Source organism: Pseudomonas sp. BR20, from assembly GCF_050780135.1.
Lineage (GTDB): Bacteria > Pseudomonadota > Gammaproteobacteria > Pseudomonadales > Pseudomonadaceae > Aquipseudomonas.
The window spans coordinates 1,047,476-1,071,915 of sequence record NZ_CP172012.1 but is presented as its reverse complement, the minus strand read 5'-3'; the positions used below and the strand labels follow the sequence as shown (position 1 = coordinate 1,071,915).

Annotated in this window: 27 protein-coding genes and 1 tRNA gene; 22 read left to right on the top strand and 6 right to left on the bottom strand. The window is 60.2% G+C overall.

What is annotated here, in order from left to right; all coding sequences use genetic code 11:
* Positions 1-150: 150 nt before the first annotated feature.
* The 12 genes from ACHPFG_RS04715 to ACHPFG_RS04660 all read left to right on the top strand — a co-directional run bounded on the left by ACHPFG_RS04715 (position 151) and on the right by ACHPFG_RS04660 (position 10,149).
* Complete coding sequence (locus ACHPFG_RS04715) at positions 151-1,137, top strand: NAD(P)/FAD-dependent oxidoreductase (RefSeq protein WP_431701724.1); 987 nt, start codon at positions 151-153, stop codon at positions 1,135-1,137.
* Positions 1,134-1,349, top strand: coding sequence for a TIGR02450 family Trp-rich protein (locus tag ACHPFG_RS04710; protein WP_131698512.1), 216 nt, complete (start codon positions 1,134-1,136; stop codon positions 1,347-1,349). Before ACHPFG_RS04715 ends, ACHPFG_RS04710 begins: the two co-directional genes overlap by 4 nt.
* 112 nt (positions 1,350-1,461) lie before the next feature.
* Complete coding sequence (locus tag ACHPFG_RS04705) at positions 1,462-2,427, top strand: YbgA family protein (protein WP_431701723.1); 966 nt, start codon at positions 1,462-1,464, stop codon at positions 2,425-2,427.
* A 15-nt stretch (positions 2,428-2,442) separates the two neighbouring features.
* On the top strand, positions 2,443-3,372 hold the full coding sequence (locus tag ACHPFG_RS04700; RefSeq protein ID WP_131698514.1) for a MerR family transcriptional regulator: 930 nt from the start codon (positions 2,443-2,445) through the stop codon (positions 3,370-3,372).
* Entirely contained in the window at positions 3,373-4,815 is a 1,443-nt protein-coding gene (gene phrB, locus ACHPFG_RS04695) for a deoxyribodipyrimidine photo-lyase (protein WP_431701722.1), read from the top strand. It abuts the gene before it with no gap.
* Positions 4,808-5,230 (top strand): nuclear transport factor 2 family protein, encoded by a 423-nt coding sequence (locus ACHPFG_RS04690; RefSeq protein ID WP_131698516.1) that lies wholly within the window; start codon positions 4,808-4,810, stop codon positions 5,228-5,230. The genes phrB and ACHPFG_RS04690 overlap by 8 nt, the downstream gene beginning before the upstream one ends.
* Entirely contained in the window at positions 5,227-6,009 is a 783-nt protein-coding gene (locus ACHPFG_RS04685; protein WP_131698517.1) for an SDR family NAD(P)-dependent oxidoreductase, read from the top strand. Before ACHPFG_RS04690 ends, ACHPFG_RS04685 begins: the two co-directional genes overlap by 4 nt.
* Positions 6,006-7,253, top strand: a complete 1,248-nt coding sequence (locus ACHPFG_RS04680) for an NAD(P)/FAD-dependent oxidoreductase (protein ID WP_431701721.1) — start codon at positions 6,006-6,008, stop codon at positions 7,251-7,253. Before ACHPFG_RS04685 ends, ACHPFG_RS04680 begins: the two co-directional genes overlap by 4 nt.
* Entirely contained in the window at positions 7,250-8,059 is an 810-nt protein-coding gene (locus tag ACHPFG_RS04675) for a DUF1365 domain-containing protein (RefSeq protein ID WP_431701720.1), read from the top strand. The genes ACHPFG_RS04680 and ACHPFG_RS04675 overlap by 4 nt, the downstream gene beginning before the upstream one ends.
* Positions 8,046-9,317, top strand: coding sequence for an SAM-dependent methyltransferase (locus tag ACHPFG_RS04670; RefSeq protein WP_131698520.1), 1,272 nt, complete (start codon positions 8,046-8,048; stop codon positions 9,315-9,317). The genes ACHPFG_RS04675 and ACHPFG_RS04670 overlap by 14 nt, the downstream gene beginning before the upstream one ends.
* Positions 9,310-9,789 carry a DUF2878 domain-containing protein gene (locus tag ACHPFG_RS04665; RefSeq protein ID WP_431701719.1) on the top strand — a complete coding sequence of 160 codons (480 nt, stop codon included), beginning with the start codon at positions 9,310-9,312 and terminating at the stop codon, positions 9,787-9,789. The genes ACHPFG_RS04670 and ACHPFG_RS04665 overlap by 8 nt, the downstream gene beginning before the upstream one ends.
* 54 nt (positions 9,790-9,843) lie before the next feature.
* Positions 9,844-10,149 carry a YkgJ family cysteine cluster protein gene (locus tag ACHPFG_RS04660; RefSeq protein WP_016977069.1) on the top strand — a complete coding sequence of 102 codons (306 nt, stop codon included), beginning with the start codon at positions 9,844-9,846 and terminating at the stop codon, positions 10,147-10,149.
* 135 nt (positions 10,150-10,284) lie between these two features.
* On the opposite strand, the gene ACHPFG_RS04655 is transcribed toward ACHPFG_RS04660, so the two are convergent.
* The 6 genes from ACHPFG_RS04655 to hemA all read right to left on the bottom strand — a co-directional run bounded on the left by ACHPFG_RS04655 (position 10,285) and on the right by hemA (position 15,638).
* Positions 10,285-10,803 carry an acyloxyacyl hydrolase gene (locus ACHPFG_RS04655; RefSeq protein ID WP_131698522.1) on the bottom strand — a complete coding sequence of 173 codons (519 nt, stop codon included), beginning with the start codon at positions 10,801-10,803 and terminating at the stop codon, positions 10,285-10,287.
* 102 nt (positions 10,804-10,905) lie between these two features.
* Positions 10,906-11,700: a glutamate racemase gene (gene murI, locus ACHPFG_RS04650; RefSeq protein WP_431701718.1), complete on the bottom strand. Its 795-nt coding sequence runs from the start codon at positions 11,698-11,700 to the stop codon at positions 10,906-10,908.
* Positions 11,693-12,448: a molybdopterin-synthase adenylyltransferase MoeB gene (locus ACHPFG_RS04645; RefSeq protein WP_131698524.1), complete on the bottom strand. Its 756-nt coding sequence runs from the start codon at positions 12,446-12,448 to the stop codon at positions 11,693-11,695. Before ACHPFG_RS04645 ends, murI begins: the two co-directional genes overlap by 8 nt.
* Positions 12,442-13,272 (bottom strand): peptide chain release factor N(5)-glutamine methyltransferase, encoded by an 831-nt coding sequence (gene prmC, locus ACHPFG_RS04640; RefSeq protein ID WP_339452500.1) that lies wholly within the window; start codon positions 13,270-13,272, stop codon positions 12,442-12,444. The genes ACHPFG_RS04645 and prmC overlap by 7 nt, the downstream gene beginning before the upstream one ends.
* Positions 13,273-14,355, bottom strand: a complete 1,083-nt coding sequence (gene prfA / locus ACHPFG_RS04635) for a peptide chain release factor 1 (RefSeq protein ID WP_027606884.1) — start codon at positions 14,353-14,355, stop codon at positions 13,273-13,275.
* A complete protein-coding gene (gene hemA, locus ACHPFG_RS04630; RefSeq protein ID WP_131698526.1) occupies positions 14,352-15,638 on the bottom strand; it encodes a glutamyl-tRNA reductase in 1,287 nt (428 codons plus the stop codon). The genes prfA and hemA overlap by 4 nt, the downstream gene beginning before the upstream one ends.
* A gap of 182 nt (positions 15,639-15,820) precedes the next feature.
* On the opposite strand from hemA, the gene ACHPFG_RS04625 reads away from it, so the two are divergent.
* From ACHPFG_RS04625 to ACHPFG_RS04580, 10 genes are all read left to right on the top strand, one after another.
* The gene (locus ACHPFG_RS04625) at positions 15,821-17,545 is read left to right on the top strand and encodes a tetratricopeptide repeat protein (protein WP_145335447.1); all 1,725 of its coding nucleotides are present in this window, start codon (positions 15,821-15,823) and stop codon (positions 17,543-17,545) included.
* A gap of 4 nt (positions 17,546-17,549) precedes the next feature.
* Positions 17,550-18,167 (top strand): lipoprotein insertase outer membrane protein LolB, encoded by a 618-nt coding sequence (gene lolB / locus ACHPFG_RS04620; protein WP_027606887.1) that lies wholly within the window; start codon positions 17,550-17,552, stop codon positions 18,165-18,167.
* A gap of 49 nt (positions 18,168-18,216) precedes the next feature.
* Positions 18,217-19,020 (top strand): 4-(cytidine 5'-diphospho)-2-C-methyl-D-erythritol kinase, encoded by an 804-nt coding sequence (gene ispE, locus ACHPFG_RS04615; protein ID WP_330216134.1) that lies wholly within the window; start codon positions 18,217-18,219, stop codon positions 19,018-19,020.
* Positions 19,021-19,057: 37 nt separating this feature from the next.
* Positions 19,058-19,132: transfer RNA gene (locus ACHPFG_RS04610), tRNA-Gln, on the top strand.
* Between the two features lie 46 nt (positions 19,133-19,178).
* Positions 19,179-20,120 carry a ribose-phosphate pyrophosphokinase gene (locus ACHPFG_RS04605; protein WP_003171603.1) on the top strand — a complete coding sequence of 314 codons (942 nt, stop codon included), beginning with the start codon at positions 19,179-19,181 and terminating at the stop codon, positions 20,118-20,120.
* A 138-nt stretch (positions 20,121-20,258) separates the two neighbouring features.
* Positions 20,259-20,858 carry a 50S ribosomal protein L25/general stress protein Ctc gene (locus tag ACHPFG_RS04600; protein ID WP_131698529.1) on the top strand — a complete coding sequence of 200 codons (600 nt, stop codon included), beginning with the start codon at positions 20,259-20,261 and terminating at the stop codon, positions 20,856-20,858.
* 167 nt (positions 20,859-21,025) lie between these two features.
* A complete protein-coding gene (gene pth, locus ACHPFG_RS04595; RefSeq protein ID WP_131698530.1) occupies positions 21,026-21,610 on the top strand; it encodes an aminoacyl-tRNA hydrolase in 585 nt (194 codons plus the stop codon).
* A 22-nt stretch (positions 21,611-21,632) separates the two neighbouring features.
* Positions 21,633-22,733 carry a redox-regulated ATPase YchF gene (ychF, locus tag ACHPFG_RS04590; protein ID WP_065924046.1) on the top strand — a complete coding sequence of 367 codons (1,101 nt, stop codon included), beginning with the start codon at positions 21,633-21,635 and terminating at the stop codon, positions 22,731-22,733.
* Between the two features lie 314 nt (positions 22,734-23,047).
* Complete coding sequence (locus ACHPFG_RS04585; protein WP_431701717.1) at positions 23,048-23,971, top strand: sigma 54-interacting transcriptional regulator; 924 nt, start codon at positions 23,048-23,050, stop codon at positions 23,969-23,971.
* 257 nt (positions 23,972-24,228) lie between these two features.
* Positions 24,229-24,429 (top strand): hypothetical protein, encoded by a 201-nt coding sequence (locus tag ACHPFG_RS04580; RefSeq protein ID WP_431701716.1) that lies wholly within the window; start codon positions 24,229-24,231, stop codon positions 24,427-24,429.
* Positions 24,430-24,440: the final 11 nt, after the last annotated feature.

Here is a 24,440-nt window from a genome sequence, read left to right as displayed (position 1 = left end):
TTGTAATCGAGCGTGACTTTTGTTTAAGCCTCATGGTTAACCATAGGTCACGCCAAGCGATCAGGTACGCCAAAACTTATACCAAAAAATAATATTGTACAGCTATTGGTGTCGGCGTAGCCTGTACCCAACGGTAAAACGAGGCCTCCCATGACTGTCCCCATCGCGATCATCGGCACCGGCATCGCCGGTCTCTCCGCCGCCCGAGCGTTACAAGACGCCGGGCACGTTGTACAACTCTTCGATAAAAGCCGCGGCAGCGGCGGCCGCATGTCCAGCAAGCGCAGCGACGCCGGCGCACTGGACCTGGGCGCCCAATACTTCACCGCCCGCGACCGACGCTTCGTCAACGAAGTGCAGCGCTGGCAAAGCAACGGCTGGGCCGAGCAATGGAAGCCGCAGCTGTACAACTTCAAGTCCGGCCAACTCACGCCCTCCCCCGATGAACAGATCCGCTGGGTCGGCACGCCACGCATGAGCGCAATCACCCGCGCCCTGCTCGATGACCTGCCGGTGGAGTTCGGTTGCCGTATCACCGAAGTGTTCCAAGGCAAGCAACACTGGAACCTGCTGGATGCCGACGGCGAAAACCACGGCCCCTTCAGCCACGTGATCATCGCCACGCCCGCCCCCCAGGCCACTGCGCTGCTGGCCGCCGCCCCCAAACTGGCGAGCGCCGCCGCCGGCGTGAAGATGGACCCGACCTGGGCCATCGCCCTGGCCTTCGACAAGCCCCTGGATACACCAATGGAAGGCTGCTTCGTGCAAGACAGCCCACTCGACTGGCTGGCGCGCAACCGCAGCAAGCCCGGGCGCGACAACACCCTCGACACCTGGGTGCTGCACGCCACCAGTACTTGGAGCAAGGCCCATCTGGACCTGTCCAAGGAGGCGGTGATCGAACACCTGCACGGTGCCTTCGCCGAATTGCTCCACAGCGCCATGCCCGCACCCTCCTTCAGCCTGGCGCACCGCTGGCTCTACGCACGACCGTCCAGCGCCCATGAATTCGGGGTGCTGGCCGACGCCGACCTGGGCCTGTACGTGTGTGGCGACTGGTGCCTCTCGGGCCGGGTGGAAGGGGCATGGCTCAGTGGCCAGGAAGCCGCGCGACGGTTGATCGAGCACCTGCAATGAACCGCATCAACCCCGCCAAACTGCTGCTGTCGAAGTGGACGGCAGCCCGGCCCCGCAACAAAGAAAAGCACTTCCTGGTGACCGAGCTGTTTCGTGACGAAGAAGGCACCGTGCTGGAAATCGAGCTGCAAGCCGTGATGACCAAGCGCACTGATCGCCTGGCCTGGCAAACCCTGCAAAATGCCGAGGATTGGCAAATCGGCTGGAAATAGCTCCCGAGCAAATACTTGTACAAATAATTTGACTTGTACAGCATCAAACCTATGATGAGATTTGGTTGTACAGATTTTATTTTTTGTACAGGAATCTTGCAGAGGTTTGGCCATGCCCACACCATCGTCCATCAAGCCGAAGATTGGCATCAGCGCCTGCCTGCTGGGCGAGAACGTGCGTTTCAATGGCGGTCACAAGCAATCCCAGCTATGCAGCGAAGTACTCGCCGAGTATTTCGACTTCGTGCCGCTGTGCCCGGAAGTGGCGATCGGCCTGGGTATCCCCCGTGAAACCATTCGCCTGGTGGGTGATGCCGAACAGCCCCAGGCCGTCGGCACCGTACACCGCGAGCTGAATGTCACCGCGCCGCTGGACGCATACGCCCGCAAAATGGCCGCCGAACACACCGACCTGTGCGGCTACATCTTCATGCAGAAGTCGCCATCCTGCGGTCTGGAACGCGTCAAGGTCTACCGTGAAAACGGTGCGCCGGTGGAGGGCGGCGGGCGTGGTATTTACGCCCAGGCGTTCTGCGCGCGTCACCCGAACCTGCCTGTGGAAGAAGATGGCCGCCTGAATGACCCGGTACTGCGGGAAAACTTCCTGACCCGCGTCTTCGTCTATGCCAGTTGGCAGCAACTGCTGGCCGAGGGCCTGACCCGCCACCGCTTGCTGGCTTTTCATTCGCGCTACAAGTATTTGCTGATGGCCCACAGCCTGATGCATTACAAGAGCCTGGGCCACCGCCTCGGCAGCATGACCAAGGACGTCGACCTCGACGAGTTGGGCGCCTGCTATTTCAGCGACTTGATGACCGGCCTGAAAAAGTGCGCCACCCGCGGCACCCACACCAACGTGCTGCAACACATCAGCGGCTACCTCAAGCAGGCCATCAGCGCCGAGGACAAACAGGAAATGCAGACGGTCATCAGCCAGTACCACCAGGGCATCGTGCCGCTGGTAGTGCCGTTGACCCTGCTCAAGCATCACTTTCGCCAACACCCGGACCGCTACATCGCGCAGCAGGCCTACTTGCAGCCGCACCCGGAAAATCTCAGCCTGCGTAATGCGATCTAAACCATGAAAAGCGTCATGACCGCTATCTTGCAAGACGAACCCGGCGCAGACATCGCCCAAGCCCTCGAAGACGGTTGGCTGCCGATCCGCGAAGTGGCGCGCCAGACCGGTGTCAACGCCGTGACCCTGCGCGCCTGGGAACGCCGTTATGGCCTGATCGTGCCCCAGCGCACGCCCAAGGGCCATCGGCTGTTCAATGCCGAGCATGTACAACGCATCCACACCATCCTCACCTGGCTCAATCGCGGCGTACCGGTCAGCCAGGTCAAAGGCCTGATCGATTCCGCTCAAGCCCTTCCAGATGCCGTAAAGAACGAGTGGCAAGCCTTGCGCCAGAACCTGGTGCAGGCCGTCAGCGAGCTGGCCGAACGCCGGGTGGACGATGTGTTCAACCAGGCCATGGCGCTGTACCCGCCGCGCACCCTGTGTGAGCAACTGCTGCTGCCGCTGCTGCAGGAGTTGGAGCAACGCTGGCAAGGCCAGTTTGGCGCACAGATGGAACGGGTGTTTTTCCTGTCCTGGCTGCGCAGCAAATTCGGTGCACGTATCTACCACAACAATCGCCAGTTGCACGGCGCGCCACTGTTGCTGGTCAACCACTCCGACCTGCCCCTGGAGCCGCACCTGTGGCTCAGCGCCTGGCTGGCCAGCAGCGCCGATTGCCCGGTGGAAGTCTTCGACTGGCCATTGCCCACCGGCGAATTGGCCCTGGCGGCGGAACACCTGCAACCGCGTGCCGTGCTCCTGTATTCGAGCAAGGCCCTGCAATTGCCCGCACTGACCAAGCTGCTGGGCGGAGTCAGTTGCGCAAAACTGCTCGTCGGACCCACGGTCTGCATCCACCAGGCCGAGCTGGCCGTATTAACCCAAGACACTCCTGAATTGTTCGTGGCCGAAGACCCGCTGTCGGCCCACCAGCTCCTGATCCAGCGTGGACTTATTTAAATGCACTTGATCTGGCTGCGCACCGACTTGCGCCTTCACGACAACACCGCCCTGGCCGCGGCCTGCCAGCGAGGCCCGGTGGCGGCCGTGTACCTGATCACGCCCGAGCAATGGCTGACCCATGACGATGCGCCGTGCAAAGTGGATTTCTGGCTGCGCAACCTGCAGCACTTGAGCCAGGCCCTGGGCGCACTGAACATTCCCTTGCTGATCCGCCACGCCGCCACCTGGGACCAGGCCCCCGCCGTATTGAGTCAACTGTGCCGGGAACTGGCCGTGGAGTCGGTGCACGTCAACGAGGAATACGGCATTCATGAAAGCCGTCGCGATGCTGCTGTCGCTGAGGCGCTGGAAGCCGGCGGCGTGACGTTCCACAGCTACCTGGACCAACTGCTTTTCCAACCCGGCAGCGTGCTGACCAAGACCGGCACCTACTTCCAGGTGTTCAGCCAGTTCCGCAAGGTCTGCTACGCTCGCCTGCACAGCGCCCTGCCGCGCTTGGTCGCGACGCCACAGGCCCAAAGCCCGATCCCCCTCAAGAGCGATCCGATTCCCGAACAGGTCGAAGGCTTTGAGCCACCCAGCGGGACCCTGCGCGCCCTCTGGCCCGCCGGCGAAGACGAAGCCCGCCGCCGCCTCGACGCCTTCGCCGACCGGCAGATCAGCTACTACAAAGACGAACGCGACTTTCCGGCCAAGCCCGGCACCAGCCAGCTCTCCGCCTACCTGGCCGCCGGCGTGGTTTCGCCGCGCCAATGCCTGCACGCCGCACTGCAAACCAATCAGGGCGAGTTCGAAAGCGGCGACATCGGCGCCATCACCTGGATCAATGAACTGCTGTGGCGTGAGTTCTACAAACATATTCTGGTCGGCTACCCACGGGTCTCCCGTCACCGCGCTTTCCGCCCCGAGACCGAAGCCCTGGCCTGGCGCGATGCACCCAAGGACCTCGCCGCCTGGCAGCAAGCCCGCACCGGCCTGCCGATCATCGATGCCGCGATGCGCCAATTGCTGGAAACCGGCTGGATGCACAACCGCCTGCGCATGGTGGTGGCGATGTTCCTGACCAAGAACCTGTTGATCGACTGGCGCGAAGGCGAGCGTTTCTTCATGCGCCACCTGATCGACGGCGACCTGGCGGCCAATAACGGCGGCTGGCAATGGAGCTCATCCACCGGCACCGACTCGGCGCCGTACTTTCGGATTTTCAGCCCGCTGAGCCAGTCGGAAAAATTCGACAGCGAAGGTGTGTTTATCAAGCACTGGCTGCCGGAACTGGCCACGCTGAACAAAAAGGAAGTACACAACCCGCAAACCGCCGGCGGTTTGTTTGGCGTGGCAGATTATCCGCGCTCGATTGTCGACCTGAAAAAATCCCGCGAACGCGCCCTGGCGGCCTTTCGCAACCTGCCTTCACGCCAGGAGGTCGCCGAACATGAGTGACTTCCTGCCCCGCTTCGCCCAGGCCTTCGCCTCGCTGGACAAGCACAACCTGCAGTTGCTCGACGGCCTCTACAGCAAGGACATCGCGTTCACTGACCCGCTGCATGAAATCCACGGTCTGACTGCGCTGCACACGTATTTCGCCGAGCTGTACAGCAACGTAAGCCAGCTGCGCTTCGACTTCCACGGTTTCGACCAAGTGGCCGAAGGCGAAGGTTACCTGCGCTGGAACATGAGTTTCTGCCACCCACGCCTGGGCAAGGGCAAGGTCATCCGCGTGGAGGGCTGCTCGCATTTGATGTGGCGTGACAAGGTGTACCGCCACCGCGATTACTTCGATGCCGGCGCCCTGTTGTACGAACACCTTCCCGTGCTGGGTGGGGTCGTCAGTTGGTTGAAAAGGAGAGTGGGATGAACGCACTGCCGCCCCGTCGTTATTGGCTGACCGGTGCCAGCAGTGGCATCGGGGCTTCCCTGGCCGTGGAGTTGCTCAACAGCGGCGCCCACGTGGCCCTCAGTTCGCGCACCAAAGGCCCGCTGGAAGCGCTCGCCCAACGTTACCCCGGCCAGGTGCTGGTGGTGGCCGGCGACCTGACCAATAGCCAGACCGTGCGCGAGATCGGTGAACACATCGGCGCGGCCTGGGGTTCGGTCGACACCGTAATCCTCAACGCCGGCACCTGTGAATATGTTGACGCCAGGCAATTCGATTCCTCGATTATCGAACACGTGGTGCGCACCAACCTGCTGGCCAGCAGTTACTGCATTGAAGCGGCGCTGCCGTTGTTGCGCGCCGGGCGCACGCCACACCTGGTGGGCGTCGCCAGCGCCGTGACCTACCTGCCGATGCCACGGGCCGAAGCGTATGGCGCATCCAAGGCTGGGCTGCGCTACCTGTTCGAATCCCTGCGCATCAGCCTGTCGCCCGAGAACATCGACGTCACGGTGATCAGCCCGGGCTTTGTCGACACCCCGCTCACCGAACGCAATGACTTCCCGATGCCCCTGAGCTGGTCCGCCGACAAGGCCGCGCGGCATATTTTCGCCAAGCTGGAGAAGCGCCCGCTGGAGATCGCCTTCCCTGCGCTGTTTATCGCCACGCTATGGCCGCTGTCGAAACTGCCGAACCGCGCGCAATTGATCATCGGCAAACGCATGTTGCGCAGCCCGCCCCCGAAGAAGGACGACCTGTGAAGATCGCCATTATCGGCAGCGGCATCGCCGGACTGACCAGCGCCTACCTGCTCAGCCGCCGTCACGACATCACGCTGTTCGAGGCGGGCGAGCGTATCGGTGGGCATACCCACACGGTCAACGTCACCGTCGAGGGCGAACCCTATGCGGTGGACACGGGCTTCATCGTGTTCAACGACTGGACCTACCCCAACTTCATTCGCCTGCTGGGGCAGATCGGCGTCACCTTCAAGCCCACCGAAATGAGCTTTTCGGTGTGCGACCAGAGCAACGGCTTCGAGTACAACGGCAACAACCTCAACAGCCTGTTTGCCCAGCGCCGCAATATCCTGTCGCCGGGCTTCTGGGGCATGCTGCGTGACATCCTGCGCTTCAATCGCCAGGCGCCACGGGACCTGCAAGAGCAGCGCATCAGCGCCGAGATGACCCTGGGCGACTACCTCGAAGCCGGCGGTTACGGGCCGCGATTTATCCGGCATTACATCGTCCCGATGGGCGCGGCGATCTGGTCGATGTCCCTGGCGGACATGCTGAACTTTCCGCTGCAGTTCTTTGTGCGCTTCTTCAAGAACCACGGCCTGCTCTCTGTGAACAACCGGCCGCAGTGGTGCGTGATCGAGGGCGGTTCCAGTCGTTATATCGAACCGCTGACCCGCAGCTTTCGTGAGCACATCCGCCTCAACTGCCCCGTGCACCTGGTCGAGCGTGACGCTGAGGGAGTGATTATCCACAGCGCCGCCGGCACCGAAGCTTTCGACAAGGTGGTGTTCGCCTGCCACAGCGACCAGGCACTCGCCTTGCTCAACGAGCCGAGCCAGGCCGAGCAGGAGATCCTCGGCGCCCTGCCCTATGCCGACAACGACGTGGTGCTGCACACCGACACGCGCCTGCTGCCCGACCGCCAACTGGCCTGGGCCAGTTGGAACTACCGGCTGAGCGGCCACGCGCAGACCCAGGCCGCTGTCACCTATGACATGAACATCCTGCAAGGCATCGACAGCGCCACCACCTTTTGCGTCAGCCTCAACCAGACGTTGCTGATCAACCCGCTGAAGATCCTCGCACGCTACACCTACGCCCACCCGCAATACAGCCTGGCCGCCGTGGCCGCGCAAGCGCGTTGGGAGGAACTGAACGGCACGCGACATACCTGGTATTGCGGCGCCTATTGGGCCAACGGTTTCCATGAAGACGGTGTGGTCAGCGCCTTGCGCGTGGCCGAAGCCTTTGGGGAAAGCCTGTGAACAGCGCCCTGTACAGCGGCTGGATCGCCCATCGGCGGTTCGCCCCCAAGGCCCACGCCTTTCGCTACCGCATCGGTCTGCTGTACCTGGACTTAAGTGAACAGGACGAAGTGCTCGGGCTATCGCCCCTGGCCGGCGCAAGTCGCCTGGCGCCCTTCGGTTTTCGCCAGCAGGACTACCTGCATGAATTAACGCGCCACGGCATGAGCTTGACCGATGCCGTGCGCCAGGAAGTCGGCAAGGCTCTGGGGCATACACCCCAGGGCGTTATCTGCCTGCTGACCCAGGCCCGCAGTTGGGGCCTGGCTTTTAATCCGGTGAGTTTCTTCTACTGCTTCGAGGCCGATGGGCAACTGGCCGCGATCCTGTGCGAAGTGACCAACACCCCATGGCGCGAGCGCTATCACTACGTGCTGCCGGCCCAGGCCCTTGGTGCGGAGGAGCACCAGCACTTCGCCGTGGCCAAGGCGTTTCACGTGTCGCCGTTTTTGCCGCGCGACCTGGAATACCGCATGAGCTTCAGCCCGCCCGCCGCCAAGCTCGGCGTGCACATGGCCGATTGGCAGGGCGAGGTGAAAGTCTTCGATGCCACCTTGAGCCTGCACAAAGAAACGCTGAACCGCGCCAGCCTGCACCGTTACCTGTGGCGCTTTCCGTGGATGACCGCCAAGACCTGCCTGGCCATTTATTGGCAGGCCCTGCGCCTGTTGCTCAAGCGCACACCGATTTTTTCCCATCAGGCCGCCGACGGCGCCTCTCGCACAGCTGTCGGGTACACCAAGGATCGACGCCATGAAATCCCCTAGCTTATCGGTCAAGACCAACCGCCTGAACGTCAACGGCATGACCAGTGCGCTGCTGCGCAAGGGCGTGCTGCGCCAACTCAGCCAACTGCGCCATGGCCAGTTGGTGGTGATCGAGGACGGCGAGCGCCAGGTATTCGGCGCACGGGAAGCGCACCTGCTGGGGGAAATCCAGATCCTCGATTCGGCGGTATGGGGGCTGGTGGCGGCCAACGGTTCCATCGGCGCCGGCGAAGCGTTTATCCATGGGTATTGGAGCAGCCCGGACCTGACCGCAGTGGTGCGGGTGATGGTGAGTAACCTGGATGTACTCGACGCGATGGAGGGTGGCCTGGCGAGACTGGCGCGGCCGTTCACCCAAGGCCTGCACTGGCTCAACCGCAATACGCGCAAGGGCTCGCAGAAAAACATCGCCGCCCACTACGACCTCGGCAACGACCTGTTCGAAGAATTCCTCGACCCGACCATGATGTATTCGGCCGCGCAGTTCCTGACGCCCGACGACACCCTGGAGCAAGCGCAACTGAACAAACTGGAACGCATCTGCCAGAAGCTCGCGCTCAAACCCACCGATCATCTGCTGGAAATCGGCACCGGCTGGGGCAGCATGGCGCTGTATGCGGCGCAGCATTATGGCTGCAAGGTCACCACCACGACCTTGTCCAAAGAGCAGTTCGCCTACACCGAAAAACGCATCGCGGCCCTGGGCCTGCAAGACCAGGTCACGTTGCTGCTGCAGGACTACCGCGACCTGACCGGCGAGTACGACAAGCTGGTGTCCATCGAGATGATCGAAGCGGTGGGCCATCGCTTCCTGCCAACCTACTTCAAACAGTGCGCGCACCTGCTCAAGCGCGATGGCCTGATGTTGCTGCAAGCCATCACCATCCGCGAGCAGCGCTTTGAGCAGGCGAAGAACAGCGTCGACTTTATCCAGCGCTATATCTTCCCCGGCGGCGCCCTGCCCAGTGTGCAGAACATGCTGCACATCGTCAGCCGCGACACCGACATGAACCTGTTGCACATGGAAGATTTCGGCCTGCACTACGCACGAACCCTGCGCCTGTGGCACGAGAACTTTCGCCACGCCCACGGCCGTCTGACGGAGTTGGGCTACGACGAATATTTCCTGCGGTTGTGGGAGTTTTACCTGTGCTACTGCGAGGGCGGCTTTATGGAGCGCAGCATTGGCACCGCGCAATTGCTGTTGGCCAAACCGTCGGCCATCAACCCACCGTTACTCGGGCGCTTCAGTGCTTAAACCACTGGCCAATGCCGTGCTGTTCCAGTGCGGGTGGTTTGCCTGTGTACTCGGTGGCGATAGCCCTTGGTTGCTGGTGGGGCTGGCGGTGCTGGCAATCCACCTGCTGTGGATAAGTTCGTGGGCCCAGGACGGCGCGCTGATTATCCGCGTGACGCTGCTCGGCACGGTACTGGATACGATGCTGCGCAGCCTGGGCGTCTTTCAATTTAGCGAGCCGGGACCACTGATTCCGTTGTGGCTCATCCTGCTGTGGGCAGTGCTGGCCACCACCCTGCGCCATTGCCTGGCCTGGAGTGCACGGCCCTCGTGGCGTGCGGCAGCATTGGGGGCGATCGGGGGGCCGCTGTCGTATTACGCCGGGAGCCAGTTGGCGGGCGTGCATTTTGGCTACGCAGTGCTACCCACCATGGCGGGGCTCGCGCTGCTTTGGGCAGTGGTGTTCGTCGGACTGCACCGGCTGGCGCGCTGACGCCTGTCAGACCTTTCACACCTGCGTCCCCCGCTTGCCTTACACTGCGCGCCTATGACCAACATCCCGCACACTCAAATCACCGAACCCGCCGTCACCTGCTCGACCTGCGCGGCCTGCTGCTGCCAGCTGGAAGTGATGCTGATCACCGACACCGGCGTGCCGGAGCGCTATATCGACACTGACGATTGGGGCGGTGAAGTGATGCTGCGCCTGGACGACGGCTGGTGCGCGGCACTGGATCGCGACACGATGATGTGCACGATCTACGAGCGTCGGCCGCTGATTTGCCGCGAGTTCGAGATGGGTGCACCGGAGTGCCTGACCGAACGCGAAGGAATCGCCACGGCCTACCGCTGATCTCAGGCCAGTGGAGACCCAAATGTGGGAGGGGGCTTGCTCCGATAGCGGAGTGTCAGTCGCAGAATTTGCCAACTGATCCATCGCCATCGGGGGCAAGCCCCCTCCCACACTGTTTTGCAGCGTTCCTGGGAATTACAGCGGCATGGTGTAGTGCAGCGAGTAACTTTCTACACCGTCGTTGTTGCTGCTGATCCCGGCATTGGAGTAGTGCGTGGCGCGAATGCCCACTTCATGCCCACCGGTGAAGCGCAGGCCGAAACCCAAGCGGTCTTCGAACTGAAAAGCCTGGCCGATGTTGTTGTCTTCCAGCTTGGTACGGGAAAACACCGCTACGCCGATCCCGGCTTCGATGTAGGGCTTGACCGACTGGCCGGCAAACTCATACACGAATACCGGCGAGAACGACAGGCTGCTGGCGCCTGCACGGTCATCACCTTCCCAATAGGTATAGGCGCCGCTCCAATAGCCGGTCAGGCGACCGACGTCACTCTGCATCCAGCTTTTGTCCCAATCCGAGGTCAGGCCCAGCCGATAGGTCAACGTCGAATCACTGGTGCTGCCAACCCCAAACTCCAGGCCTGCGGCCTGGGTCGAAACAGAGTGTCCCACCACTACAGCCGCAATCGCGGCCAAACAGAACAAGCGCTTCATAAGAAACAGTCCTTTGAAAACGAAGTTGTATGATTTTTTACAGGCCATCTCGCTATAGAAGCTGACGCACACTCAGAAGTTCAGCGACATTTCACGAAATTTTCACGACCCGAAGCTTCGCACAACTCCAGAATGTTTCCATAGTGTCGGTAGGATATTTCTTAGGTGATACACATCACCACTGGTCCAGAACTGTGTCGGCTCAGGATCGCCGAGGGCCAGCAGATCGCGTTCGCCCAGCAAACGCTTGAGCTGCCGCGCGACGGCAGCGCCGGTGTCGATGAGGATGATGCTGGCGGGCAGCATCTGCGCCAGAAGCGGCTTGAGGAAGGGATAGTGGGTGCAGCCGAGGATGATGGTGTCGCAGCCGGCGCTGAGCAGCGGGTCGATATAGGCCTGCAACAACTGACGCAGGGTCGGGCTATCCAGATCACCGGTTTCAATCAGCTCCACCAGGCCCGGGCACGGCTGGGTGATCACCCGCACATCGGTGGCAAACCGATCGAGCAGCGCGGCGAACTTGGCGCTTTGCAGGGTGCCGGTGGTAGCGAGCACCCCGACCACGCCACTGCGAGTGGCAGCAGCAGCGGGCTTGACTGCGGGCTCCATGCCCACCAGGGGCCAATCGGGGTAGTCCTGGCGCAAATCCGCAACGGCCGCGACGGTGGCGGTGTTGCAGGCGATCACAAAAGCCTTGGCACCCTGCTCGCGGAAAAACTCGGCAACCGACCGGGAGCGCTCAAGAATGAACGCGGGGGTTTTCTCACCGTAGGGGATATGTCCGCAATCGGCGACGTACAACAGTGACTCATGGGGCAGCAATTGCTGAATCTCATCCAGCACCGACAAGCCGCCGACGCCGGAATCGAACACACCGATCGGCGCGTCCTTACCCATGTCGCGTCCCGCAGACACTGCAACCGGGATCACGCTTGACCCGCAATTCGCGAAAGCGAGTGCTCAATGCGTCAATCAGCAGCAAGCGCCCCACCAGCGGCTCGCCGAAACCAGCCAGCAACTTCAAGGCCTCCAGGGCTTGCAGGCTACCGACCAGGCCCACCAGTGGGCCGACCACGCCCGCTTCGCTGCAGGTGAGTTCAGTGTCACTGCCGTGCCCGTATAAACAGTGGTAGCACGGGCTGTCGGCCCGACGTGGATCGAATACTGACAACTGCCCTTCAAGACGAATCGCCGCGCCGCTGATCAATGGCTTGCACGCCGCCACGCAGGCGGCATTGACCGCCTCGCGGGTGGAGAAATTGTCGCTGCAATCGAGTACCACGTCCACGGCCGCCACGGCCGCCGCCAAGGTATCGGCATCCAGCGCGATGCGATGGGCGACCAATTTGATTTCAGGGTTGAGGGCGCTCAGGCGATGGATGGCCGAGTCGACCTTGGCCTGCCCGACGCTGTCGGTGTCATGGATGATCTGGCGCTGCAGGTTGGTGAGGTCGACGGTGTCGAAATCCGCCAGGTGCAATTCGCCGACGCCGGCGGCGGCCAGGTACATCGCCACCGGGGCGCCCAGGCCACCGAGGCCGACAATCAACGCACGGGCGTTTTTCAGGCGCAATTGGCCGTCGATGTCGACATGCTGCAACAGAATCTGTCGGCTGTAGCGCAACAGCTCCTGATCGGTCAGCACGGCCAGCGTCCCAGGGAGATGCGTTCGTGACCGCCAAGGTCGATGCGGCTGTGCACCTGCTCGAAGCCTTGGCTCAGCAACAGGTCGCGCACCGCGGCGGCCTGGTCGTAACCGTGCTCCAGCAGCAGCCAGCCGGCGGCGTTCAGGTGGGCCGGGGCCTGGGCGGTGATCAGCCGCAGATCGTCCAAACCATCATGGCCCGCCACCAGGGCGCTGGCCGGTTCAAAACGCACATCGCCGGCCACCAGGTGCGGATCGTTGTCGGCGATGTAGGGCGGGTTGCTGATGATCAGGTCGTAAGTGTGGCCTGCCAGGGCGCTGAACCAATGGCTGTTGAGCACCGTGGCGTTATTAAGGTGCAGGCGCTGGCGATTGCGCTCGGCCAGGGCCACGGCTTCCAGCACGCGGTCGACGGCCGTGACGTGCCAGGCCGGACGCTCGCTGGCCAGGGCCAGGGCGATGGCGCCGCTGCCGGTGCCCAGGTCGAGGACCTTGACGGGGGTGGCCGGTAACAATTCCAGGGCCGCTTCCACCAGCAGCTCGGTGTCCGGACGCGGGATCAGCGTGTGGGGCGCTACCTCCAGGTCCAGCTTCCAGAAACCTTGCTGACCGAGGATATAGGCCACCGGCTCACCGGCGCGGCGGCGTTGCAGGTAGCCGGCAAAAGCCAGGGCGTGTTCGCTGCTGACGATTTTTTCCGGCCAGGTGTGCAGGTAGCTGCGGGACTTGCCCAAGGCAGCCGCCAACAACAGTTCGGCATCCAGGCGCGCCGTGGGCGAGTCGGGCAAGTCGGCGGCGCGCAGCAGGCTGGCGATAATGGTCATTTATTCACCTATCGCCGCCAGTTGATCGGCCTGGTATTCGGCGAGCAATGGCTCGATCACCGCATCCACGCCACCAGCGAGAATCTCGTCCAGCGAGTAAAGGGTGAGGTTGACCCGGTGGTCGGTGACCCGGCCCTGGGCAAAGTTGTAGGTACGGATGCGCTCGGAGCGGTCGCCCGAGCCCACCAGCAATTTGCGCTCGCTGGCAATCGCGTTGGCGGCGGCGCTGGTCTGCTGGTCATTGAGCTTGGCCGATAGCCAGGACATGGCCCGCGCACGGTTCTTATGCTGGGAGCGCTCTTCCTGGCACTCCACCACGATGCCCGATGGCAAGTGGGTGATACGGATCGCCGAGTCCGTCTTGTTGACGTGCTGACCACCGGCGCCCGACGAGCGGTAGGTGTCGACCCGCAGGTCGGCCGGGTTGATCTCGATAGCTTCCTGCTCGTCCGGCTCAGGCAACACGGCCACGGTGCAGGCCGAGGTGTGGATACGGCCCTGAGATTCCGTCGCCGGAACCCGCTGCACGCGATGGGCTCCGGACTCGAACTTCAGCTTGCCATAGACGTTGTCGCCTTCGACCCGCGCAATGACTTCTTTATAGCCGCCGTGCTCGCCCTCGTTCTCGGACAGGATCTCGACCCGCCAGCCGCGACGCTCGGCATAACGCGAATACATGCGGAACAGGTCGCCGGAGAAAATCGCCGCTTCGTCACCGCCGGTACCGGCACGGATCTCGAGAAACACGTTGCGCCCGTCATTGGGGTCCTTGGGCAGCAGCATGCGTTGCAGGTCGCCTTCCAGCTCGGCCAACTTTTCCTTGGCTTCGCGGACTTCTTCCACGGCCATTTCACGCATGTCCGGGTCGCTGTCCTTGAGCAGTGCCTGGGCACCTTCGAGGTCGGCCTGCACTTTGGTGAGGTTTTTGTAAGTAGCCACAATGGGCTCAACTTCGGCGTATTCCTTGGAATAGGCGCGGAATTTGGTCTGATCGGAGATGACCTCGCCATCGCCGAGCAAGGCGGTCAGTTCTTCGAAACGGTCCTGGAGGACGTCCAGTTTATTGAGCAGTGACGCTTTCATTGCGATTTTTTATCCGAAGAGCTGGGCGCGCCCTCACCGAGGGCAAAGAGTTCCTGGGCCATGGCCAGCGCATCGAGGCGGCCTTCGGCAGTCAGTTTTTTTAATTGTACGCTGGGCGCATGCAGCAGCTTGTTGGTCAGGCCGCGGGCCAGTTGCATCAGCACCTCCTCGGCGCTGCTGCCGTTGGCGAGCAGGCGCTGGGCCTTGATCAACTCTTCATCACGCAGGCGTTCGCCCTGCTGACGATACGCCTTGAGCACGTCCACCGCTGCCAGTTCACGCAGGCGCACCATGAACTCTTCGGCGCCGATGCTGACCATCTCCTCAGCAGCCTGGGCAGCGCCCTGGCGACTCTTGAGGTTTTCGGCCACCACTTCATGCAGATCGTCGACGCTGTAGAGGTAAACGTCGTCCAACTCGCCGACTTCGGGCTCGATATCCCGCGGAACGGCGATGTCGACCATGAAGATCGGCTTGTGCTTGCGCAGTTTCAGCGCGCTTTCCACCGCGCCCTTACCGAGAATCGGTAGCTGGCTGGCGGTGGAGCTGATGACGATATCGCTGCGCACCAGTTCGGCCGGGATGTCCGACAGCAGCACCGCGTGGGCGCCGAACTGCTCGGCGAGGATGCTGGCGCGCTCCAGGGTACGGTTGGCGACCACGATGCGCTTCACGCCCAGGTCATGCAGGTGGCGGGCAACCAGGGTGATGGTCTCGCCGGCGCCGATCAACAGCGCCTGGCTGCGCTGCAAGTCACTGAAGATCTGCTTGGCCAGGCTGACGGCGGCAAACGCCACGGACACCGGGTTTTCACCGATGGCAGTATCGGTACGCACCTGCTTGGCGGAATTGAAAGTAGCCTGGAACAGCCGGCCCAGCAGCGGACCGACGGTGCCGGCCTCGCGCGCCACGGCGTAGGCGGACTTCATCTGGCCCAGGATCTGCGGCTCGCCCAACACCAGCGAATCGAGACCGGATGCCACACGCATCATGTGACGAACTGCCGCATCGTCTTGGTGCACATAGGCGCTCGCGCGCAGGTCTTCGAGGCTTAAATGGTGATAATCGGCCAGCCAGCGCAGTACCACATCCGCTGAAAGATGTTCCTGCTCTATATAAAGCTCACTGCGATTGCAGGTCGAAAGGATCGCAGCTTCGCGGCTGTCGGTGAGACGGCAGAGCTGCTGCAAGGCCTCAACCAACTGCTCTGGCGTAAACGCCACGCGCTCGCGCACGTCTACGGAAGCAGTCTTGTGGTTAATACCGAGTGCGAGGAAGGCCATTCAATATCGCTGATGATGTCGGGAAGCCGACAATTGTCCTACTTCGAAAGATTCAGAACAACCACCGTCGTCTATTGTCCTAATGCCTTGTGTCTATAAACGCATCAATTGAGACTCGGTTATGTTTGACCGAAGGCTTGTGTCATGATGATCCGACCGCAGGTTAGTCGTCCTCTTCCTATATGAATAGATCCTCCGCGTTGCTCCTTGCTTTTGTCTTCCTCAGCGGCTGCCAGGCCATGGCACCCGTGTCGCCGGACGGTACACCGCCGGTGGAAGACAGCACCCCCGCCCCTGAAAAGCCCAAGGTTTATTCCTCGTTCAGTGAAGAAACGGTGTTCAGCCTGCTCAGTGCGGAACTGGCCGGCCAGCGCAATCGCTTCGATATTGCGCTGGATAATTACGTGACCCAGGCCATCAACACTCAGGATCCGGGGATTTCCGAGCGGGCGTTCCGTATTGCCGAGTACCTGGGGGCCGATCAGGCCGCACTGGATACCTCGCTGATCTGGGCAAAGAACGCGCCGGACGATCTGGAAGCCCAGCGGGCAGCGGCCATTCAACTGGCACGCGCCGGGCGCTATGACGACTCCATGGTCTATATGGAGAAAGTCCTGCAAGGCAAGGGTGACACCCACTTCGACTTCCTCGCGCTGTCGGCTGCCGACACCGACCAGGACACCCGCAACGGCCTGATGAAGAGCTTCGACCGCCTGCTGCAAAAACACCCGAAAAACAGTCAACTGGTGTTCGGCAAGGCCCTGCTGCTGCAACAGGATGATGAAGCCGAAGCCGCATTGAAGCTGCTGGAACAGAACCCGCCGGAAGACGGCGAGATCGCGCCGATTCTGCTGCGCGCGCGCCTGCTGCAGAACCTCAACCGCGGCAAGGAAGCGATTCCACTGCTGGAAAAAAGCATCAAGAAATATCCGGACGACAAGCGCCTGCGCCTGACTTACGCGCGCACGCTGGTGGAGCAGGACCGCATGGAGGACGCCAAAGTGCAGTTCGCCAACCTGCTCCAGCAATACCCGGATGACGATGAACTGCGTTACTCCCTGGCGCTGGTGTGCCTGGAAGCCAAGGCCTGGGACGAGGCCAAGGGTTATCTGGAAGAGCTGATCGAGCGCGAAAGTCATGTCGACTCGGCGCACCTGAACCTGGGCCGCATCGCTGAAGAGCGCAACGACCCCCAGGCCGCCCTGCTTGAATACGCACAAGTCGGCCCCGGCAACGACTACCTGCCGGCCCAACTGCGCCAGGCCGACATCCTGATGAGCAACGGGCGTACCGATGAGGCAGAAAAACGCCTGGCTGCTGCACGGGATGCCGAACCGGACTACGCGATCCAGCTTTACCTGATCCAGGCGGAGACCTTGTCAGCCAATAATCAGGGCGAGCGCGCCTGGAAGGTGCTGCAACAAGCCTTGCTGCAATTCCCCGACGATTTGAACCTGTTGTACACCCGCGCCATGCAGGCGGAAAAACGCAATGACCTGGCGCAGATGGAAAAAGACCTGCGCCTGATCATCAAGCGCGACCCGGACAACGCCATGGCCCTGAATGCCTTGGGCTACACCTTGTCCGACCGCACCACGCGTTACGACGAAGCCAAGGTATTGATCGAACAAGCGCACAAGCTCAACCCGGAAGACCCGGCTGTACTGGACAGCCTGGGCTGGGTGAACTATCGCCTGGGCAACCTCGACGAAGCCGAACGCTTGCTGCGCCAGGCGCTGGAGCGCTTCCCCGATCAGGAAGTCGCTGCACACCTGGGCGAGGTTCTGTGGGCCAATGGCAAGCAGCGCGAAGCCCGCCAAATCTGGGAAAAATTCCTCAAGGAACAACCCGAAAGCCCCATCCTGCGCGGCACCATCAAGCGCCTGACCGGATCCGAGACCCTTTAAGCTTATGTTCTTGCGCCACGTTATCGTTTTCAGCTTCATTGCCCTGCTCGCCGGTTGCGCGGGCTTCGGTGCCCGCGAATCCGTTGAGGGCCAGGGCAACCCGGCGCAATGGAAGCAGCACAAGGATCAGCTCGGCAGCATCGACGGCTGGCAGATCGAAGGCAAAGTGGGGGTGCGTGCGCCGAAAGACTCCGGCAGCGGCACCCTGTTCTGGCTGCAACGCCAGGACTACTACGACATTCGCTTGTCCGGCCCCTTGGGGCGCGGCGCCGCTCGCCTGACGGGTCGCCCAGGACAAGTCAGCCTCGAAGTCGCCAATCAGGGTCGCTATGAGGCCACATCGCCCGAAGCGCTGCTGGAAGAACAGATTGGCTGGAAACTGCCTGTCTCGCACCTGGTGTGGTGGGTCCGCGGCTTGCCCGCGCCGGACAGCAAGAGCCGCCTGAGCCTTAACGGTGACAGCCGCCTGGCCACCCTGGAACAAGATGGCTGGCAGGTCGAGTACCTCAGCTACGTGGAACAGGGCGGTTATTGGCTGCCCGAACGCATCAAGCTGCATGGCACCGACCTGGACGTCACACTGGTGATCAAGGACTGGCAACCGCGCAAGCTGGGGCAATAACGTGACCGTAGAAAGACTGACCCTCCCCTCACCGGCCAAACTCAATCTGATGCTGCACATTCTCGGTCGCCGTGAAGACGGCTATCACGAGTTGCAGACGCTGTTTCAATTTCTCGACTACGGCGATGAGCTCACCTTCGCCCTGCGCGACGATGGCGTGATCCAGTTGCACACTGAATTCGAAGGCGTGCCCCACGACAGCAATCTGATCGTGAGAGCCGCCAAAAAACTCCAGGAGCAGTCCAGCTGTTCCCAGGGCATCGATATCTGGATCGATAAAATTTTGCCCATGGGTGGCGGAATCGGTGGTGGCAGCTCGAATGCCGCGACCACACTGCTGGGACTGAACCACTTGTGGCAACTGGGCTGGGACCATGATCGCCTGGCTGCACTGGGCCTCACGCTAGGCGCCGACGTCCCGGTTTTCGTGCGTGGACACGCCGCTTTTGCTGAGGGCGTGGGGGAAAAACTCACCCCGGAATACCCCGAAGAGCCGTGGTATGTCGTGCTTGTCCCGCAAGTATCTGTAAGTACAGCAGAAATTTTTTCAGATCCGCTGTTGACACGTAACTCTCCTCCCATTAAAGTGCGCCCCGTTCCCAAGGGAAACAGTCGAAATGACTGCTTACCGGTTGTAGCAAGGCGTTATCCAGAGGTACGTAACGCTTTGAATTTGTTAGGTAAATTTACCGAAGCAAAATTAACCGGAACTGGAAGTTGTGTGTTTGGGGGCTTCCCAAGCAAAGCTGAAGCTGATAAAGTCTCGGCCCTTCTTACAGAGACCCTTACAGGGTTTGTAGCAAAGGGAAGCAACGTTTCGATGTTGCATCGCAAGCTGCAAAGTCTGCTCTAAAAGGAATCGAGTACTGGGTACTCGTTGCAACAGATACAGGGGCGTCGCCAAGCGGTAAGGCAGCAGGTTTTGATCCTGCCATGCGTTGGTTCGAATCCAGCCGCCCCTGCCATTTTCTAATACTCATCCAGGTTACCCTCAGCCTCTAGGTACTGCGCGTGTCCAAGATGATGGTCTTTACGGGGAACGCCAACCCCGATCTGGCTCGACGTGTCGTACGTCAGCTGCATATCCCTCTCGGTGACATCTCTGTCGGTAAATTTTCCGACGGCGAAATTACAGCCGAGATCAATGAAAACGTCCGCGGTAAAGACGTATTCATTATCCAGCCGACCTGCGCTCCGACCAACGATAACCTGATGGAACTCGTCGTGATGGCTGATGCCTTCCGCCGCTCCTCAGCGACTCGAATCACAGCTGTAATCCCTTACTTTGGTTATGCCCGCCAGGATCGCCGTCCGCGTTCCGCACGTGTGGCTATCAGCGCGAAAGTCGTTGCTGACATGCTGACCGTGGTAGGTATCGACCGTGTTCTCACGGTTGACCTGCACGCTGACCAAATCCAGGGGTTCTTCGATATTCCGGTAGATAACATCTACGGCTCCCCAGTATTGGTGGATGACATCGAAGACCAGCGCTTTGAAAACCTGATGATCGTGTCCCCGGACATTGGTGGCGTCGTGCGTGCACGGGCTGTTGCCAAATCCCTGGGCGTGGACCTCGGGATCATCGACAAACGCCGCGAGAAAGCCAATCACTCTGAAGTGATGCATATCATCGGTGATGTCGAAGGGCGTACCTGTATTCTGGTTGATGACATGGTCGACACCGCCGGCACCCTGTGCCACGCGGCCAAAGCCTTGAAAGAGCACGGTGCAGCTAAAGTCTTCGCCTACTGCACACACCCTGTGCTGTCGGGTCGAGCGATCGAGAACATCGAGAACTCCGTGCTGGACGAACTGGTGGTGACTAACACCATCCCGTTGTCCGCCGCTGCTCAAGCCTGTGCGCGTATCCGTCAACTGGATATCGCGCCGGTAGTTGCCGAAGCGGTTCGCCGCATCAGCAACGAAGAATCGATCAGCGCGATGTTCCGCTAAGGGTCAAACCTTCGGAACACCTCACTGACGAAAAGCGCCCCGCCCCAGCATACTGTTGGGGCGGGGCTTTTTTGCCCATATCGCCTTTAGCGCTGGTCGCAAACGCTGGGGCGAATGTGGTTATTTTGGAGATACAACATGAACGATTTTACTCTGAATGCTGAAGTGCGTTCCGACCTGGGGAAAGGTGCGAGCCGCCGCCTGCGTCGTCTCGCAAGCCTGGTTCCAGCTGTAGTTTACGGTGGCGACAAAGCCCCTGAATCCATCAGCATGCTGGCTAAAGAAGTTGCCAAACTGCTCGAAAACGATGCGGCCTACAGCCACATCATCGAGCTGAACGTTGGTGGCAAAAAGCAGAACGTCATCATCAAGGCCCTGCAACGTCACCCAGCTAAAGGCCACGTGCTGCACGCTGACTTCGTACGCGTCGTAGCGGGTCAGAAACTGACCGCTATCGTACCTGTGCACTTCGTGGGTGAAGAAGCTCCGGTCAAGAAAGGCGGCGAAGTCTCGCACGTTGTTGCTGAAATCGAAGTGACCTGCCTGCCGAAAGACCTGCCTGAGTTCATCGAAGTCGACCTGTCGGCTCTGGAAATCGGCGACATCATTCACCTGTCCGACCTCAAGGCCCCTAAAGGCGTTGAGTTCGTTGCACTGGCTCACGGTGATGACAAAGCTGTTGCAAACGTACACGCTCCACGCGTTGCTCCAGAAGCTGAAGAAGGCGCTGCAGAGTAATTCACTCTGTATTGCCGGAGCTTGAGGAAACATCGCGGACCGAAACGTAGCGAGAAAGCGGGCGATAACGCGAAGTTTATCTCTGGATAAGTTAGCTCCTGTCGTCCACTTTCGCCGCACTCAGGTCAGGCGATGTTATCCACAACTCCAAAGGAAGGGCCCCTGTCGTGACTGCCATTAAACTGATCGTTGGCCTGGGAAATCCAGGCGCCGAATACGAACAGACCCGGCATAACGCGGGGGCCCTTTTTGTTGAGCGCATCGCCCACGCCCAAGGTGTAAACCTGGTGGCCGATCGCAAATATTTTGGCCTGACCGGGCGCTTCTCGCACCTGGGTCAGGATATTCGTCTGTTGATTCCCACCACCTACATGAACCGCAGCGGCCAGGCTGTCGCGGCGCTTGCGGGCTTCTTCCGGATCAAACCCGAGGAAATCCTGGTGGCCCATGACGAACTGGACCTGCCACCCGGTGTTGCCAAGCTCAAGCAAGGCGGCGGGCATGGCGGGCACAATGGCCTGCGCGACATCATCGCGCAGTTGGGCAATCAGAATAATTTTTACCGCCTGCGGCTCGGCATAGGCCACCCAGGCGTCGCGAGTATGGTTTCAAATTTCGTCCTGGGTCGTGCGCCACGCGCCGAACAGGAAAAACTCGATGCCAGCATCGACTTTGCCCTCGGCGTGCTGCCGGATATCTTCGCCGGTGAATGGAACCGCGCGATGAAAAACCTGCACAGCCAGAAGGCCTGACTTTTTTCCGAGGGGAAACACCATGGGATTCAATTGCGGCATCGTCGGCCTGCCCAACGTCGGCAAATCCACCTTGTTCAACGCTTTGACCAAGTCCGGTATTGCGGCGGAGAACTTCCCCTTCTGCACCATCGAACCCAACAGCGGCATCGTGCCGATGCCCGATCCGCGCCTGGAAGCACTGGCGGCCATCGTCAATCCCAAGCGCATCCTGCCGACCACCATGGAGTTCGTCGACATCGCAGGCCTGGTAGCCGGCGCGTCGAAAGGTGAAGGCCTGGGCAACAAGTTCCTGGCCAACATCCGTGAAACCGATGCCATCGCCCATGTGGTCCGCTGCTTTGAAGACGAGAACGTGATTCACGTCTCCAACAGCGTCGACCCGAAACGCGACATCGAGATCATCGACCTGGAACTGATCTTCGCCGACCTCGACAGCTGCGAGAAGCAACTGCAGAAAGTCGCGCGCAACGCCAAAGGCGGCGACAAGGACGCAGTGGTCCAGAAAGGCCTGCTGGAACAGTTGATCGCGCACTTCACCCTGGGCAAGCCGGCACGCAGCCTGATGAAGACCATGGGCGCTGACGAGAAGGCCGTGGTCAAGGGCTTCCACCTGCTGACCACCAAGCCTGTGATGTACATCGCCAACGTCGCTGAAGATGGCTTCGAGAACAACCCTTTGCTCGACGTGGTCAAGGCCATCGCCGACGAAGAAGGCGCCATCGTGGTGCCGGTGTGCAACAAGATCGAAGCGGAAATCGCTGAGCTGGATGACGGCGAAGAGAAAGACATGTTCCTTGAGGCCCTGGGCCTGGAAGAACCTGGCCTGAACCGCGTGATCCGCGCCGGCTACGAAATGCTCAACCTGCAGACCTACTTCACCGCCGGTGTCGAAGAAGTCCGCGCCTGGACCGTAAAAGTCGGCGCCACTGCGCCACAGGCTGCCGGAGTGATCCACACCGACTTTGAAAAAGGCTTTATCCGCGCGGAAGTGATCGCCTACAACGACTTTATCCAGTTCAAGGGTGAGGCCGGTGCCAAGGAAGCGGGTAAATGGCGCTTGGAAGGTAAGGAATACATCGTGAAAGATGGCGATGTGATGCACTTCCGCTTTAACGTATAAACGTCACGCTTAATACACCAATAAAAAGCCGATGCATTGCATCGGCTTTTTTGTGGGCAAGTATTTAATTTTATCTAGCCTTCATATCCGAATATTAAATACTTTCAGACTTATCCTATTTGACTTGCTTATTCCTCGCACCCACCAAGAACAATGCGACTTCATCGCTACAACAGAAAGACACTTTCCTACAGCAATTGCCCGTCGCCCCCCCTTTAAGAATGAATGACAGCCCCTATAATCTACGCCACTGGTCATCGCGAGCATAACGTCCTTTTAACAATGAATTAATAGCAGGAAGGGAACATCTTTCAATGTCGACAACCTTCAACATGGAAAATGAAACGGCATTTTCACTCATCGAAGGCCCAGATATTGAAAACACACTAAACAACACGGCTACCCTCAACATTGACATTTTGTTACTGGGGGAAACCGGTACAGGCAAAGATACGCTAGCACAACGGATTCATCTTCTATCGGGACGGCGAGGTAATTTTGTTCCCGTGAACTGTGCAGCCATCCCGGAAAGCCTCGCGGAAAGCCAATTGTTCGGCGTCAACAGCGGCGCCTATACCGGGGCGATGCAATCCAGGGCAGGTTTCGTCGAGGCTGCCCACCTGGGCACGCTTTACCTTGATGAGATCGACAGCATGCCATTGAACCTGCAGGCCAAGCTGCTACGCGTGCTGGAATCACGCGGCGTGGAGCGACTGGGTTCGACCCGTTTCATCCCTGTGGACATGCGCGTCATTGCGTCTGCCCAGCACTCGCTGCACCAGATGGTCGAACACGGCACCTTCAGGCGTGACCTGTATTTTCGCCTGAACGTCGTGAATATTCAGCTCCCGGCACTGCGGGAGCGACGCGAGCGCATCATTCCGTTGTTCCTGGAAATAATCCGGCAAGAAGCAGACCACTTCAAATGCACCGCCCCGCCGCCTTCGGACGAGCTGCTGCAACAACTGCTACGCCACACCTGGCGCGGCAACGTGCGTGAACTACGGTCAACGGCCAAACGGTTCGTGTTGGGCTTGCCACCGCTCTCCCCCATGGTGAGCAGCCAACAAGAAGCCCAGGCAACCCTTAAGGAGCGCTTGCAACAAATTGAAAAGGCATTGATAGAGGAATCGCTGCACCGCCATCAGCACTGTGTAAATACAGTTGCGGTGGAGCTGGGAGTTGCCAAGCGCACGTTGTACTACCGGATGAAACAACTGGAGATATCGCAGGGGTAAAGCTAACTGCTTTCAAAAAGGCAATATTTTCCTGTAATAGTTATACATGCGCATCACGCATACGCTACGTCAATTGTTCAACCCCCTGAACACCAAAACATCTAGAAACATTTAACCCAATAATCAAATGGAACAACTTCCTCCCGGCATACCACTTATCCAATGCCGAGGTTAATTTGAAAGGAAACCTGCCCCCCCTCTCACCTCGACCGTCGGCCAATCAATGACCCTTGAATATTAATATCTGGAGCATTTTCATGAGCGGAATCGGAAATTCTTTTGCAACAGCCCCATATTACGGCGCTAGCAACACAACGCTTCCGAACACAAATAATGGTGCTAGTGCTGCTGAGGACAACTTTCAGATGGGTGAAGCAATCAGCGACTACACCACTAAAAAGCAACTCGAAGCCAGGCTAACATCTGGTATCAACCAGGCAGCCAAAAGCTTCCAATAAAGGCGACTTAC

Coding starts and splice junctions, on each gene's coding strand:
- hemA (WP_131698526.1), bottom strand. CDS start 15,638: ATGGCCTTCCTCGCACTCGGTATTAACCACAAGACTGCTTCCGTAGAC.
- ACHPFG_RS04710 (WP_131698512.1), top strand. CDS start 1,134: ATGAACCGCATCAACCCCGCCAAACTGCTGCTGTCGAAGTGGACGGCA.
- ACHPFG_RS04660 (WP_016977069.1), top strand. CDS start 9,844: ATGACCAACATCCCGCACACTCAAATCACCGAACCCGCCGTCACCTGC.
- ychF (WP_065924046.1), top strand. CDS start 21,633: ATGGGATTCAATTGCGGCATCGTCGGCCTGCCCAACGTCGGCAAATCC.
- ispE (WP_330216134.1), top strand. CDS start 18,217: ATGCTGCACATTCTCGGTCGCCGTGAAGACGGCTATCACGAGTTGCAG.
- ACHPFG_RS04715 (WP_431701724.1), top strand. CDS start 151: ATGACTGTCCCCATCGCGATCATCGGCACCGGCATCGCCGGTCTCTCC.
- prfA (WP_027606884.1), bottom strand. CDS start 14,355: ATGAAAGCGTCACTGCTCAATAAACTGGACGTCCTCCAGGACCGTTTC.
- ACHPFG_RS04670 (WP_131698520.1), top strand. CDS start 8,046: ATGAAATCCCCTAGCTTATCGGTCAAGACCAACCGCCTGAACGTCAAC.
- ACHPFG_RS04600 (WP_131698529.1), top strand. CDS start 20,259: ATGAACGATTTTACTCTGAATGCTGAAGTGCGTTCCGACCTGGGGAAA.
- ACHPFG_RS04585 (WP_431701717.1), top strand. CDS start 23,048: ATGTCGACAACCTTCAACATGGAAAATGAAACGGCATTTTCACTCATC.
- phrB (WP_431701722.1), top strand. CDS start 3,373: ATGCACTTGATCTGGCTGCGCACCGACTTGCGCCTTCACGACAACACC.
- ACHPFG_RS04580 (WP_431701716.1), top strand. CDS start 24,229: ATGAGCGGAATCGGAAATTCTTTTGCAACAGCCCCATATTACGGCGCT.
- lolB (WP_027606887.1), top strand. CDS start 17,550: ATGTTCTTGCGCCACGTTATCGTTTTCAGCTTCATTGCCCTGCTCGCC.
- murI (WP_431701718.1), bottom strand. CDS start 11,700: ATGGGTAAGGACGCGCCGATCGGTGTGTTCGATTCCGGCGTCGGCGGC.
- prmC (WP_339452500.1), bottom strand. CDS start 13,272: ATGACCATTATCGCCAGCCTGCTGCGCGCCGCCGACTTGCCCGACTCG.
- ACHPFG_RS04655 (WP_131698522.1), bottom strand. CDS start 10,803: ATGAAGCGCTTGTTCTGTTTGGCCGCGATTGCGGCTGTAGTGGTGGGA.
- ACHPFG_RS04685 (WP_131698517.1), top strand. CDS start 5,227: ATGAACGCACTGCCGCCCCGTCGTTATTGGCTGACCGGTGCCAGCAGT.
- ACHPFG_RS04705 (WP_431701723.1), top strand. CDS start 1,462: ATGCCCACACCATCGTCCATCAAGCCGAAGATTGGCATCAGCGCCTGC.
- ACHPFG_RS04625 (WP_145335447.1), top strand. CDS start 15,821: ATGAATAGATCCTCCGCGTTGCTCCTTGCTTTTGTCTTCCTCAGCGGC.
- ACHPFG_RS04700 (WP_131698514.1), top strand. CDS start 2,443: ATGACCGCTATCTTGCAAGACGAACCCGGCGCAGACATCGCCCAAGCC.
- ACHPFG_RS04690 (WP_131698516.1), top strand. CDS start 4,808: ATGAGTGACTTCCTGCCCCGCTTCGCCCAGGCCTTCGCCTCGCTGGAC.